Origin of the sequence: Litoribacillus peritrichatus, from assembly GCF_039537985.1 — a bacterium.
Lineage (GTDB): Bacteria > Pseudomonadota > Gammaproteobacteria > Pseudomonadales > Litoribrevibacteraceae > Litoribacillus > Litoribacillus peritrichatus.
The window spans coordinates 743,031-756,134 of record NZ_BAABBN010000007.1 but is presented as its reverse complement, the minus strand read 5'-3'; the positions used below and the strand labels follow the sequence as shown (position 1 = coordinate 756,134).

The 13,104-nt window shown below is 47.1% G+C and carries 13 protein-coding genes; 6 read left to right on the top strand and 7 right to left on the bottom strand.

The window, feature by feature from the left end; genetic code table 11:
* Positions 1-320: 320 nt before the first annotated feature.
* Positions 321-770 carry a GNAT family N-acetyltransferase gene (locus tag ABD744_RS13035; RefSeq protein WP_344798943.1) on the top strand — a complete coding sequence of 150 codons (450 nt, stop codon included), beginning with the start codon at positions 321-323 and terminating at the stop codon, positions 768-770.
* Between the two features lie 200 nt (positions 771-970).
* On the opposite strand, the gene ABD744_RS13030 is transcribed toward ABD744_RS13035, so the two are convergent.
* Positions 971-1,285, bottom strand: a complete 315-nt coding sequence (locus tag ABD744_RS13030) for a type II toxin-antitoxin system RelE/ParE family toxin (protein ID WP_344798942.1) — start codon at positions 1,283-1,285, stop codon at positions 971-973.
* Entirely contained in the window at positions 1,285-1,533 is a 249-nt protein-coding gene (locus tag ABD744_RS13025; protein WP_344798941.1) for a type II toxin-antitoxin system ParD family antitoxin, read from the bottom strand. The genes ABD744_RS13030 and ABD744_RS13025 overlap by 1 nt, the downstream gene beginning before the upstream one ends.
* 389 nt (positions 1,534-1,922) lie before the next feature.
* Here ABD744_RS13025 and ABD744_RS13020 point away from each other — a divergent pair, with 389 nt between their 5' ends.
* Positions 1,923-2,483: a class I SAM-dependent methyltransferase gene (locus ABD744_RS13020; protein WP_344798940.1), complete on the top strand. Its 561-nt coding sequence runs from the start codon at positions 1,923-1,925 to the stop codon at positions 2,481-2,483.
* Between the two features lie 159 nt (positions 2,484-2,642).
* Here ABD744_RS13020 and ABD744_RS13015 read toward each other — a convergent pair whose 3' ends face one another.
* The 5 genes from ABD744_RS13015 to ABD744_RS12995 form a co-directional block, all read right to left on the bottom strand.
* A complete protein-coding gene (locus tag ABD744_RS13015; RefSeq protein WP_344798939.1) occupies positions 2,643-5,369 on the bottom strand; it encodes an ImpA family metalloprotease in 2,727 nt (908 codons plus the stop codon).
* A gap of 185 nt (positions 5,370-5,554) precedes the next feature.
* The gene (locus ABD744_RS13010) at positions 5,555-6,886 is read right to left on the bottom strand and encodes a DUF1329 domain-containing protein (RefSeq protein ID WP_344798938.1); all 1,332 of its coding nucleotides are present in this window, start codon (positions 6,884-6,886) and stop codon (positions 5,555-5,557) included.
* A 112-nt stretch (positions 6,887-6,998) separates the two neighbouring features.
* Complete coding sequence (thpR, locus tag ABD744_RS13005) at positions 6,999-7,556, bottom strand: RNA 2',3'-cyclic phosphodiesterase (RefSeq protein WP_344798937.1); 558 nt, start codon at positions 7,554-7,556, stop codon at positions 6,999-7,001.
* Between the two features lie 138 nt (positions 7,557-7,694).
* Entirely contained in the window at positions 7,695-8,690 is a 996-nt protein-coding gene (locus ABD744_RS13000) for a lipin/Ned1/Smp2 family protein (RefSeq protein WP_344798936.1), read from the bottom strand.
* Between the two features lie 264 nt (positions 8,691-8,954).
* On the bottom strand, positions 8,955-9,524 hold the full coding sequence (locus ABD744_RS12995) for an NADPH-dependent FMN reductase (protein WP_344798935.1): 570 nt from the start codon (positions 9,522-9,524) through the stop codon (positions 8,955-8,957).
* 105 nt (positions 9,525-9,629) lie between these two features.
* On the opposite strand from ABD744_RS12995, the gene ABD744_RS12990 reads away from it, so the two are divergent.
* The 4 genes from ABD744_RS12990 to ABD744_RS12975 all read left to right on the top strand — a co-directional run bounded on the left by ABD744_RS12990 (position 9,630) and on the right by ABD744_RS12975 (position 13,055).
* The gene (locus ABD744_RS12990; protein WP_344798934.1) at positions 9,630-10,520 is read left to right on the top strand and encodes a LysR family transcriptional regulator; all 891 of its coding nucleotides are present in this window, start codon (positions 9,630-9,632) and stop codon (positions 10,518-10,520) included.
* 107 nt (positions 10,521-10,627) lie between these two features.
* Positions 10,628-10,996 (top strand): hypothetical protein, encoded by a 369-nt coding sequence (locus tag ABD744_RS12985; RefSeq protein ID WP_344798933.1) that lies wholly within the window; start codon positions 10,628-10,630, stop codon positions 10,994-10,996.
* A gap of 246 nt (positions 10,997-11,242) precedes the next feature.
* Positions 11,243-12,310 carry a TRAP transporter substrate-binding protein DctP gene (dctP, locus tag ABD744_RS12980; protein ID WP_344798932.1) on the top strand — a complete coding sequence of 356 codons (1,068 nt, stop codon included), beginning with the start codon at positions 11,243-11,245 and terminating at the stop codon, positions 12,308-12,310.
* Positions 12,303-13,055 (top strand): transporter substrate-binding domain-containing protein, encoded by a 753-nt coding sequence (locus ABD744_RS12975; protein WP_344798931.1) that lies wholly within the window; start codon positions 12,303-12,305, stop codon positions 13,053-13,055. Before dctP ends, ABD744_RS12975 begins: the two co-directional genes overlap by 8 nt.
* Positions 13,056-13,104: the final 49 nt, after the last annotated feature.

Genomic DNA, 13,104 nt, shown 5'->3' with positions numbered 1-13,104 from the left:
GGCGGACAAATAATTGCCAACAAAGATCCAGCACCTCCCCGACCTCATGTGAGGTTGGGGAGCATTTTCAACTGTTAAAGAAAGAGCGACCAGGTTACATTCAAAACTCAGATGATTTTTATGTGTACTTTATGAGTACCAAATCCGTCAAAAACTGTACTATCGTTTTTCACTGTTCAGAGTTCCATTGATGGCCCGTAAAACTGTATTATGGCTTTGACTTTACTCACTGATCCACACTCACTCATCGACTGAAAGACAGTACTCTCGACCAAAAGGCAGTACTCCCTGATGATAGAAGCTATTGAACCTGGCAATACATGAAAATTCGAGCCTTTTGCGAAACAGACTATCAAAACGTTTTAGAAATTTATTCCGGTTCCAAATTGGATGAACTCCGATTTGAGAAGAAGACGTTTGAGCTTCTTCCTCTCGAAAGCGATGAAAAGCGGTTATCTGCTTTAAAGGAATCAGAGATATTCGTCTATGAAGACGGCAACGTCCTCGGTTATGGCGCAATATTTGAAGCAGAAATCAGAGCGCTATTTGTTTGCCCTAGCGCAAGAGGAAAGGGAATTGGCAAAGCCATTCTGGAATTCCTCCTGTCTCAGATAAACGGCCGGGCCACTTTATTTGTGGCTAAGACAAATTATCCGGCAAAAGAACTCTACAAGACTTACGGCTTTGAAGTATCAGATGAGTTTTTAACAGATTATAATGGCCAACCTGTGTTTGCTAACAAAATGATTCGTGAAAGCGGGAAGCAATAACAGCCGACTGCCCTACTCCGTTGATTTGTCTTGTTTATTGTAAGTAACGTGACAACTATGGTGGCACAGAAGGGAAACCTGTTTCCTTAGTGCCGGTTATCCGTATTGCAACCAGAAGAATCATAAAAGCATGTGCTTGGGCATTTACAAAAAATCCCCATGACAAGCCTACGGCTACAATACTAAAAGTCGTTCGCGATTCAACCTTCCATGAAGTAACTGATAACGTCCATCTCCTTGTGGAGAACGCCGATGATATCAATGGCACTGCTACCAATCAGATAGAAAATCACATGCTGCCCTTCGGGAAAACGGTAGTAACCTTCGCAGAGATCCGTTCGGTGTTTGCCTAGTTGAGGGTTTTCAGCAAGCCAATGGAGTCTTGCATCAATGCGGCTTAAATAACTGTTTCGTTGGGTCTTGCCCCATATGCGCTCCGTGTAACGGCCGATATTTTTTAGATCATCTCGGGCGCGAGGGGTAACTCTGACCTTCCTGATAGGCTTTTGCGTCATCAGGACTCAGCGTCTAGGTCGTTGATAAGCGAATCCATAGAAAAATCATCCACAAATTCACCGTTTTTTGCTTGGGTCGCCCCTTCAGCAAGATGTGAACGCAGGGCTTCCAGTTTGCTTTTTCGTTCCTCCATGGCGCGTAAAGCATCCCGGACCACCTCACTGGCTGAGCCGTAACGGCCACTGGATATTTCATTTTTGATGAACACCTCCCAGTGTTCACCAAGACTTAAGCTGGTAGTCGCCATGATGCACCTCCAATATTCATATTTGCTAATTATGAATATAGCTCTCATTCCCCAGCATGACAACAGGAACTGCTGACGCCCATCAAACCCACATACGCCAGGCAAGCCAAAGGGACTTTCTCATCCAAGAGCGTTTGAGGTTGATGACTATTAACGGTTGTTACGGACTGGCACACTTATTCAGTGGTCGCGGTAAAACGCACATGAGCGGGTAACCGGAGATATCTCACTGCCGGAATCTAATGAGGTCAGCGTAGATTGTTCCTAAACTGACCTCTGTTTATAGTCTCAAAGACTATATTATGGCTATGAGCGTTCTAACCCACGAACCGGAGATCAGCACTCTTTCGCGGAGAAGTTAGTATATCTATGCCTTAGGGAGAAGTTGAGTGAATAAATGGGATACAGAAACAGCCGAGTGGTATGCAGAAAAATATGGTGAGTACGCTACCAACAAACTCGGCTTAGAGTCATTAAAGTTGGAAGTTGATTTCTCAGTCGTTGACATTGGCTGTGGTACTGGATGTGCGTTGAGGCATGCGTCTGAGACAATTACCAAGGGAACTCTGATCGGGATTGACCCAGTTCCTCGTATGGTTGAAATTGCGCGTGAAAAAACATGTGGCCATTTGGCAGAAGACAGAATTACCTATTACGAAGGAAGTGCTGAAAAGCTGCCCATTAATGATGCTTTTGCTGATGTGGTTCTTGCCTTCGATTCATATGATCACTGGCAAGATCAGGCCAAAGGTCTGAAAGAGGTAAGAAGGGTGCTCAAGCCTACGGGCTTATTTGTAGTTGTAAAGGATGGTGGTTTGCCAAATCTCGCTGGAGCAAAAAAGGAGTTTTTGTCTGGTCTACTAAGCGCTGGATTTAAAGTGGTCCAAGAGCATGATGTGAATGAAGGGGATGTTAGTTTTTCTCAGTGGATATGCATTACAGAAAACTGATTGTCAGCAGAGCAGACATAACAAATGTTGCTCCTGTTATACACTGCCTCAATTTAATCAGACCATTTCAACCCACCAACATTCACTAACGCTCAAACCAAAAAACCACAAGAGCAAAACGACTGATTGTTTTGCTCTTGTGGTGAACGCATCAGTCTATTAAAAAGCAACGACCGGTTGGGCCAGCGTTTTACAGAAATCCGCGTTGTTCGCCGGTAGGAAATAATTACGAGGCATGGCAGGGAAACCGCCCGCTGTCACTTGGGCACTGGCTTTGGCCGTGAAAGTCAGGCCAAACATTTCAAGGTAATCCTGCAAGTTATAACCCAGGATGAAGCTCATGGTGACCAACAGAAAATCGTTGTTACTGATTCCATCCAACTCGGCACGATCATAAGTGCTGAACCCTACAGTCGCTCGGCCCGCATTCCAATCTGCGTCATTGCTACGAAGACGATCGTACTCACGTTCAAGAATGTGCAGCATAGGGTATAGCTGCCAACCGTCGGTCAGCGCACCTTCGTTCTGAGCGGACATCAACACCTGAATCATTAACGCTATGCCTTTGTTCCAGTCGTTCATATCCTGAGCGGCCATGAAGGCATCCGGGTCGGCCTCGCCTTGCGCGGTTTGCAACAGGGTATGGATTTCATCAAAACTAACGCTCTGGCAGTTTGGTTCTATGGCTTCTTCCACCCAGGCACGATGCTTGGTGTAATAAGAATACGGGTTGGTGGTGGCATGCCCTGCTCGGCCATCGAATTTGAACTTGCCGTCTTCGATGGTGTGACCAATTTCGTGCAAGTCACCGTGACCGAGCGGTGAGAAATTCCAGTACGCATCGTACGGGTTACCTGAACAGCCGTAACCACAGGTCGATTGATCCATAATTCCATGCTGTACGCGATCACGATTCGTTAAGGGAATGCCGCGTGCGGTAGAGAAATTCTGAACTTCCGCCGTCACTTGAATGTCCGGGCCGGTAAAGCCTGCCAACGCAAACACATCGCCATGCGTGAAAGTTTGCATTAAGCGCGTCAGGTCTTCAGCGTTCGACATTAAAGGATCAGACAAAGTCGTTTGCATGAGGTCAAAACGGGAGTGCACTTCCACGTGTTCAGAAGCCACCACCACCCAGTCGTAGTCGTTGTCGTTCATCGCCTGAGCAAAGCGGGTGTTATCTTCAACGCCATTCCAATACGGGTGCTGGCCAACGTTTTCAAAACTGAACTGAGCCTCAACATCAAGCGCGTCAAAACGAATATACACCGGGCCGCCGTAAGGTGAAGTAAAGGTGACGGTTTCTCGCGTTCCGATCGGCATAGACGTGCTTTGCAAATACTTAGGGCGTTCAAACTCCCTGTCGGTAAATGGTTTACTGGAACCTGAACGAATGGCATTCACAAACACTTCGGTAGCCAGTGCATTGTTGTTATCGGTACGAGTCACCCGAACGGTCTGACCCGGAAGGGCATACACACCAGTTGCTCTGAAATACGGCTTACTGGTGAGGCTAATATTCACATTGCCAGGTGTGATGTGGCTGAAATCCGTTCGGCTGAAGTTACCCAGATCGGCCTGAACCGGATTCACCAACCGAGAGTTATACACCGTAAAATCTGCCACCATCGCTCGCGACCAATCATTAATGTTGGCGGTTTCTTTGGCCATTGGCAAAGAGACACCCGCACGAAGTCGATCGCCTAACAAAGCCATCAATTTGAGCATGGTGTTGTTGTCACTGCTAAAAATGTTGGTATTGGTCGAATCCAGTAAGTTGAACTGATTACGGATCAGCGCTAAAGGCTCAGCCAACTCAGCGGCATAACGTGCATCATTATCACAATCGCTTTCAGAACAATTTGGCAGGTCGTAACTGAAACTGCCATCACGCAGGCGAGCGACTAAATCACGAGCCACCAAGTTCAGGCTACTGATCGCCACTTGCTCATCAAACATTTCCGTGTAATTGGTCCACACGGCGTGTCGATCCTGATCACCGACAAAAAAGTTACCTGGGCTGCCAGGCGATTGCATGTAATAACCCAGGAACTCAAGAATCGGATCAGTATAAGCCGATGTATTCCAGGTATGTACGTGGGTATAAATCACTGCCACATCCTGCGCTGCCGCCGCAGGTAATGCCGTATTCACCAAGGCATCGGCTTCAGAAGGGCTGGCATTGGAGGCTACCACCAACAAGTCGGTGGACGCATCCACACAGCTATTAATCGCAGTTTCGTCATTACAATGCGTAATCGTAACGTCTGCAGTTTGTGCAGCAAACCAGTCCCGTATTCCATTGAACTGACCCGTCGTCACGTTCGCGACCTTGATACTCACGCGGTTATTGGCATCAGACAAGTCCGACCTGATCAGCCATGAAACCAAATTAACCAAGGTTGGGCTGTAGCTTTCCAGCTCTTCACCTGTGCGCGCTCTATCGAAAATATTAGTGCCAAAGGCCGCATTACGCTGGTCACTTATCTCACCATACGTTGCGTGAATCCGTCCTCCGTTACCAATCACCAATGGGTTATTAAACTCGCTCGCCCACCCTTCAATGGAGACAAACTGAGACCAGTTGGTAATTGGATAATTGATCGACAAATTACCATAAAAGGTTTCTAAATCGGTCTTATAACTTGTCTCATATTCATCGGCGATACGAATGACTTCATTGTAAGCAAGGTTGGTATCAGCAGGCATGTCCGCTACATTGCCACTGGCCAGCGCAGCCGCCATCGGATTGATGGTTTCTCCGCCACCTTCGCCGCCGGGGTTGGACGGCTGAATCACGGTCACATCGCCACTGCTGGAACCGCCACCGCCGCCTCCACAGGCAACAAGAAAAAAGCTGAGAAATAAAACCAATGAGTAGTGCATATCGTTCGCTTGTCTCGTAAGTTAAAAAGACAAGCAGACTAAAGAGCGCTTTATCGGCACACAACGCCTTTCACTAAAAAGGCGGTACGCCGTCACAAAACTAAGCATAATAGCTTAGTTTTTGTTAACTCGATTATTACAGAATGTATCTATAATGGGATCGCAACCCAGCCGGAACAAGAAGGTTATTTCCGGCCTAATCGCCTTAACACACTGGGCTTAAACTTGGACTTTTTAGCCACCGAATCCTGGGTTTTAATGGCGCGTCCCTCTTTTATTAACAGCCCTTGGACGTAATACGCCTCTTCTGTTAAATCGTGAAAAACGTCTGCCACTTTATACACCCCGGGTAACTCATGATAGAACTTGGAATAAGAAGTGCTGACTCGCCATAAACGCCCCTCCTGATCGTAGTTTTCAGCCATTAAAGCCAACCAGCTGTCTTCGTCCAGATACAACACCCGCCTCTGATACGGATGCGATTTGCCCTCGTTTAATACACCCTCGACCACCCAGACCCGATGTTTTTCATAGCGAAGCATGTCTGGGTTTGGATGATAAGGCGTCAGCAAGGTATCTTGACTGCTTTCGAACTCAGCAAGCGACTGATACAAACGCTCATTATTGTAAGGAACAATCAACGCTTGCTTACCCACCAGCCGCCACTGGTAGTGATCCACCGAACCGCTGTACAAATCAAATTCATCCGCAAGGCGGATGCCCTCGGCACTGGGCAAAGGCGAATCGTATTTTATACTGGGCGCCCGCATTACCCGGCGCTGACCAGCCACATACGACCAGGCTTCTCGCGAAACGACAGACGTATTGACCGGTTCATGAACCAGTAACGCACTGCCGGACAACCTTGAAGGCGACGTCACCGTAGACAACAAGTACATCAGCATTTGATCTTCATCCGACGGGCCTCGTGTTTTCTGGTAATAGCCCACTGAATATTTGATGTTGCTGGTGATTACCCCCGACTGCCGGTCTTTGCGAACCACGACCTCCCAGGTATTGGACTCAAGCTGAACGCCCTTAAACGCCAGCAAGTGGTTCCATACGGCCTGATGGCCATTTTTCGGGTCTGGAAAAGGAATGCCGGGAAACGCCTGAACCACACTGTTGCCGTCATTCGCCAAAGTGGCCGAGGCTTTATTCTTCTCTATCGCTTGGTACACCCAGTCCGGGTAATAAGCCGGTCGATGGCTTTGATACACAGGCACTTTCATGGAGGCCGGGTACTTTTCCAATAACGATTGAAGCCCGTCCGGTATTGACGAACGATGCTCATCCAGGTTTGAAGCATCAACCGTATAAAGCGGTTGTTTGTTCAGCAGCTCTGGGCCGAAGGTGTGCTTGTTATCCTGTCCGCCCTGCCACGCTGGAATGAAGCCATCCGCACTCCCTGAATACTCCGCGCCATAAGGGGTTTTCATCTCGTCGGCATGAGCTAAACCAACCACAGATAACATGAAGACACACGAACCCAGCAGCCTTTTGTAATTTTTCTTCACTTTCCTCTCCCAGATAGAATGCTTACCTCATTCTATTTATTCTTCAGAGAGGTAAATCCACCTAAGGATGGAGTTTTTGTTAGCGGCCTGCCCCGCCTTTCGGTGTTAACCTTTATTCTTTGATCAAAGAAAACCTTTCAACAACCCGATACTCCCTTCCACATTCAGACGCTTTACTTTCGAACAACACAAAATCCAACACCTCAAATTCAATCGGCTCAATAGTTTGAACATAGAAACGTTGAAGCAAATCGCGTTCTGCTTGATCTGGTTTCTTACGCCATCGGCCTCGGGCAAGCGTAATGTGCGGTTGATAATGTCGATCATCGATCGCCATGTTTAATTCGTTTAACACACCGGTTAGTTGACTGTGTAACAGTTTCAGAGATTCCGACAGGTTTGGGGATGCCCATAATACAGCGGGTTTGGATTTCGCGCCAAAGTAACCCAGCTCAGTCAGGTGCAGTTTAAATGTTGTAATTTCAAAGGATTTTAGTGAGTGTTCAACGGATTCAATAATCTGCTTAGGTTCCGCTTCGCCAATGTAGTGCAGCGTGATGTGCATTAGCTTCGGCAAAACAAGCCGAATGGAATTGGATTGCTCAGGTTGTAAGTCAGCCAAATAAGACTGCACGGAATGGGGAATTGAAATGCCGAGAAATAACTTCAAAGCACACCCCCTTAATTCAGTTAATGATCAGATATTCACTTACAGTGAGTCCTTTAATAAACGTAGCAGTCATTCACCTAATCAACACAAAAATGCCTGCATAAAGCAGGCATCTAATAAGCTCAAAATCGAACGTTATTACTGAGAACAACCACTGTGCGGAGTATCTTCAACCACCTCGGATAAGTGGCTCCAATACTCGCCGCCTTCGATGGGCTGAGATCCCATCTCACCGGCCTTATCACCCACCACATAAATTTCACTCAAAGGCACTCCCGCATTGGCGAACCCTTCAATGTCCGTGGTAGCGTTGCCATAAGCACGAACGATTTCCATGCCCGCTTCCTGCACTTCCTGCAGAACTGCGGTCTTATATTCTGCGGTTTTAAACAAGCCGGTTTCATTACTCAGCGTGGTTCTTAACGTTGCTTCCGGCACGCCCAAGTGATCCGACAACCAATGACGAGAACCTTTCGCATACCAGTAGGTACGAGCTGTGACAAACAAGGGATGATAACCTTTGGCCACGTAACTGTTCACCAATTCCGCCGCGCCACCGCGTGCGTCGGCCGCTTCAATGCCGGTGTAATCCAGAATCTGCTCCAGGTCATCGGTGGTTAAGGTTTCATCGATATCAAACACCACTGCCTTGGCGCCTTGTTTCACCACCGTTATGTAGGAATTGGCTTCCGACAGATCACCAACCACCACCATTTTCACTTGGTAGTGCCCTTCTGTCAGGTCATCCACTTCCACGAAAATTTTGCCATCCGAGTTGGTCTTATACCGACCAACGTACTGCCAATCGTCCATACCGGAACCATACACGTAGGCTTTGACGTATTCGTATTCCAGGTCTTTATGCGCAACCGCCCCGTAATCAAATTTACCGGTCACAGTTGCTGTTTGCCCTTCGCCAATGATGGTGTCATGCCCCATATGAAACGGAATATCTTCAGATAACCATTTATTCCAGAAGAAACGAAAGCCTTGCTTGTCCGGTGCATGAAAGTAAGGCGCGTTATTCACTGAGTCAAAGTCAGTGCATTGCACAGCCGCATGAGATGAAACCGATGCCATGGACGCCGAAACGGCCATCACACCTGATGCTAACGTAGTCAGTAGTTTATTCATTTTTGTTCCTGATTTATTTTTATTCTGAACAGAGAGTTTGTATTGGTTACTCACGGCTCAGACACCACAAAGAGACGATATTGCCGGGAGATTATGAAAACCCTATGTCAGTTTTAAGACAGACAACAGGTTCGATATGGACACAAAAAATAGGTTTACTGAAAACGTCGCGATTTACAAATCAATGTCACAAAAAAACAAAAACCAAAACACGAACCACCGTGTTTTGGTTTAGCTTAAATCATGAGCAGATATCCTCAATCATCAGTCTTTTAGTTTTTGAATGGTGGACACCAACTCCTGAGACAACTGTTCAACTCTGGATGCCATGCTTTCATCCGTCAATTTACCGCTTTGATCAAACGCCTGATAAGAACTGCCCACGACTATTTGATTGCTTAGCACCAAGCTGCCCATGCCCACAAAAATATCCCGAACATGATTCAGACCCCGAATGCCGCCCAAACCGCCCGGAGAGGTTGATAGCAAAGCAACCGTAGTATCACGAAATGCCGGTTTTTGATCCGGTTCGGTGCGAGACACCCAATCCAAAGCATTTTTCAACACGCCACTGATGGAACCGTTGTACTCCGGGCTGGCAACCAATAAACCATCCGCATCACGGATTTTATCCTTCAACTGCTGCACACCTTCTGGGGTGTTGCTCTCCAGCTCTTCATTAAACAAAGGAATGTCAAAATCGGCCAGGTTAACCACTTCAACTTCTGAGCCTGCATACAAGGCCGCTTCTGCCGCTTGCTTCACCAAAACGGCATTGAATGAATCTTTACGTAAGCTGCCAGCGAAAGCGATGATTTTAGTTGCTTTAGTCATGATCGAATTCCTTTAATTTGTTCTGCTGTGTTGAGTTCGTTTTGTTTCGTTAAAAACATATTAACCAAAGCAAATTTGCACTTATACGGAATATAAGCAAAACTAATGTGCATGAACGCACAGATAGAACAATGGGACGACATTCGGATCGCCTACACCGTAGCCAAGCTGGGCACCTTATCCGCTGCAGCAGAAGCATTGGACATCCACCACTCCACCGTCCTTCGCCGTATTAACGGGCTTGAAGCCAAACTCAATACCCGGCTGTTCTTCCGACATGCCCGAGGCTATGAACCCACAGAAGCGGGCAATGCTCTCTTGCAGGTTGCGACCAACATTCATCAACAACTGGATACCTTATCCGGACGATTGGTAGGCAGCGACCAGCAAGTAGAAGGGGCACTGATGATCACCACCGTCAACAGTGTCATGGCGTTATTCACCCCATGGTTTGCCGAATTTCAGCAACTCTATCCCAGTATTCGTCTGGAAGTTTCCCTGGATAGCCGAAGACTCAGACTCGATTACGGTGAAGCGCACATTGCCATTCGTCCAGGCGCTCAGCCCTCTGAACCCGACTACATTGCTCAGAAGTTAATGTCCATGCCATCTGGTCTATACGCCAGTGACCAATACATTACCCGGTATGGGCTGCCGGCCAGCGTCGATGAAATGGTGACACACCACCGATTTATCTCCGGCGATCCGAAAAAGCCAATTCCTTTCATTCAGTGGATTGAAAAAAACGTCCCACCAGAGAACATCGTCTACCGTGCCTATGATGTGGTCAACGGAATTGAAGCCGTGTCTGCCGGGATAGGTATTGGCGGAGTCAATCACCCGGTCGCAAAGTTAACGCCCGATCTGACACCGGTGTTAGGGCCATGGACAGATTGGCAAACAGACTATTGGCTGGTCACACATTTGATGATGCACCGGACGGCGCGCGTTCAGGCGTTTTGTGATTTTATGAAACAGAAGTTCAGCCAGTTATAACTCATCGTAAGTGCTTATTTCATAGGATTTTATTGACATAGATTCATATTCAGCCCGCTGAGAGGGCTTAAAATAACGCCGATGATTAACCTGTCAGAGAGAAGCGCATGTTGTATCTGTATTTAGGATTTTTATTGGGTCAAAGTTATTCCGTTATTAAAGTCATCTATACCGCCAACATCCCGTTTTTGACGATCGTATTTTCTGTCATCGTGTTTTTAATCTGGTCATTTTTTCCGGTCATAGGCTACGCCGTCGCCAAGGCCATAAGAGTAAAGACAACAGACACCGAAGGATGCCAAAATAAATACGCCCTGCTTGCATTAGGTATCAGTATCAGCGCAATTGAAAGCGTCTTGTATCACTATGAACTGATCACCTCGATTGATGATTATTGGGGAATGTTGATCACTGCGCTTATGTTCTCTGTGGTTGCTTTACTGCCCGTGAATAAATTGAGGTTGGCGGCCTATTAGCAGCCACTCAATACGCCCTTTAAGCCTTCCTTTTCGAGACAGGAATACCCGCCTCTTTTTCCCAGAGAATGCCCCCGTCAGGTACAACCTTTGCTAACTCAAAAGTCTGCCCGCAGATACTGACCAAATATTAACCTATACTGAATTGCAGGGTGCGTCTCGCCTGTTTGAATCTCCGTGCTTAACTTGAGTTCACGCTACACTTATTAGCACGACCACAAAGTTCGTTACGTGTAGGAAGATTGCATGAAAAACTACATGATAGCCATACTCTTTCTTGGCTCCATGCTATTCGGTTATTTTGTCTCCGAATATCAAAAAAAACCTGTAGAAATCATCACTTTTGAATGGAAAGTGCAGTCTCAAGCTCCCGAGCAAACACCCGATTATCAAACCTTGATTACGTTTACTGAAAAAGTAAAAGTGATGAGCCAGGGACGTCTCATCATTACTCCATACCCTGAAGGCGTTATCACTAAGGGCGCCGCCATCTACAGAGGCGTCAAAGACGGTACCACGGAGATGGCTCTTGGCTGGCCTAATTGGTGGCTTAAAGAAAACACCGGTTGGGCCGCCATTCAATCCGGCCCTTACGACTTCATGAACATCGACGCTTCCATGCTCTATTTTTTCGAAGGCGAAGGCATGGAACTCGCCAATAAGTTATCCCAACCTGAAGGCATTATCTGGCGACCGGCGTGGTGGGCAGGTATGGAGTTCGGTATCCTCTCCAACACCAAAATTGAGGGGCTGAAAGACCTTCACGGCAAAAAGATTCGTATTGGCCCCGGCATTCCGGCAGACACCCTGATCGAAGCATCCGGGGCTTTTGCAACCCCGGTAACCCCGGAGGAAATCATACCATTGGCGGGCAGTGGCTTGCTGGATGGCGTCGAGTGGACGGTACCCGGAGCCACCTTAAAAATGGGGTTTGCCAAAGCCTACCCTTATTTAATTGCGCCTGCTGTGTGGCAGCCTTCTGTTCTTGCTGACTTCCTGATCAACAAAACCGCTTACGATGCGCTCCCTCCTGACCTTCAGGCCATCCTGGAATCCGCCATGAAGGACTACACCTTAACCACCACCTTAAAAAGCAAAAACATAGACATCTCCGCGTTTCGAAACTTTGTTCAGGAAGGCCACGATATATCCACCTGGAGCAAAGAAGACCTTAATGCATGGAAATTGGCCTCCGATAAGATTTATAAACGCTATCGCGATGAAAGCGAGGCGTTTAACGAAATTTACGAAAGTAAAATGCGCTATAAAGCCCATTACGACGATTACTACACAACCTTTGGTGCCTATGATTAACCGACGCCTCACATCTATTATTCTGTTCGCTCTGACGTCTCTGTTGGACTCAGCCTATGCGTCTGAAAAAATCACAATCATTTATAACGAACAATCGCCTTACATCATCCACGGGAGCTGGGGACCTTATGGTTTCATAGGCGATGTCGGACGTAACGTATCCATCAAAACACCCCTTGAATTCACATGGGAAAAAACCTCCTTGCTACGACAGGAGCACACCCTTAAAGAGAATCCGGCCAACACCTGCGTACTGGGGGCCACTAAAACTGAACGCTGGAAAGATCTGGGCGTTTATACTCATCCCATTTATCAGGAAAAAAACTTCTACCTGTTCGCCCGCGCTGACGACCCGTTTTTTAATGCAGACACCACGCTCAAAACCGTTTTGTCCAGTCAGGATAAAAAGCTCATTCGAGTCAAGAAGTACCCCTATCATGAAAACTTACTTGAACTGATTGAAAAATACCTCCCTCCGACAATCAATATTGGCGCGCAAGCGGCATTTGCTTTTCATGCATTAGAGGAAGGTCGGGGAGATTATGTCTTTCTTTCAGAAAACGAAGGCGCTTATCTAGCCCATCAAGCCAAGCGACCCATTGAGCAATTCAGAAAAATAAAACCAAAGGATCTGCCACCCGGCGAGAAACATTACTTCTTGTGCACAAAAGCCACCAGCCCGTCAGCACTCGAAGCATTAAACCATGCGATTCAAGAAGTCACTCACGACGGAGCCATGCATTAAGGCAACCACATGCAGAAATCAAAACACGTAATTTAAATACCACTCCAAC

What these genes read in the sequence shown, in the direction of transcription:
- ABD744_RS12985 (WP_344798933.1), top strand. Translation starts at nt 10,628, where the DNA reads ATGTTGTATCTGTATTTAGGATTTTTATTGGGTCAAAGTTATTCCGTT.
- dctP (WP_344798932.1), top strand. Translation starts at nt 11,243, where the DNA reads ATGAAAAACTACATGATAGCCATACTCTTTCTTGGCTCCATGCTATTC.
- ABD744_RS13035 (WP_344798943.1), top strand. Translation starts at nt 321, where the DNA reads ATGAAAATTCGAGCCTTTTGCGAAACAGACTATCAAAACGTTTTAGAA.
- ABD744_RS13015 (WP_344798939.1), bottom strand. Translation starts at nt 5,369, where the DNA reads ATGCACTACTCATTGGTTTTATTTCTCAGCTTTTTTCTTGTTGCCTGT.
- ABD744_RS13025 (WP_344798941.1), bottom strand. Translation starts at nt 1,533, where the DNA reads ATGGCGACTACCAGCTTAAGTCTTGGTGAACACTGGGAGGTGTTCATC.
- ABD744_RS12990 (WP_344798934.1), top strand. Translation starts at nt 9,630, where the DNA reads ATGTGCATGAACGCACAGATAGAACAATGGGACGACATTCGGATCGCC.
- ABD744_RS13000 (WP_344798936.1), bottom strand. Translation starts at nt 8,690, where the DNA reads ATGAATAAACTACTGACTACGTTAGCATCAGGTGTGATGGCCGTTTCG.
- ABD744_RS12995 (WP_344798935.1), bottom strand. Translation starts at nt 9,524, where the DNA reads ATGACTAAAGCAACTAAAATCATCGCTTTCGCTGGCAGCTTACGTAAA.
- ABD744_RS12975 (WP_344798931.1), top strand. Translation starts at nt 12,303, where the DNA reads ATGATTAACCGACGCCTCACATCTATTATTCTGTTCGCTCTGACGTCT.
- ABD744_RS13030 (WP_344798942.1), bottom strand. Translation starts at nt 1,285, where the DNA reads ATGACGCAAAAGCCTATCAGGAAGGTCAGAGTTACCCCTCGCGCCCGA.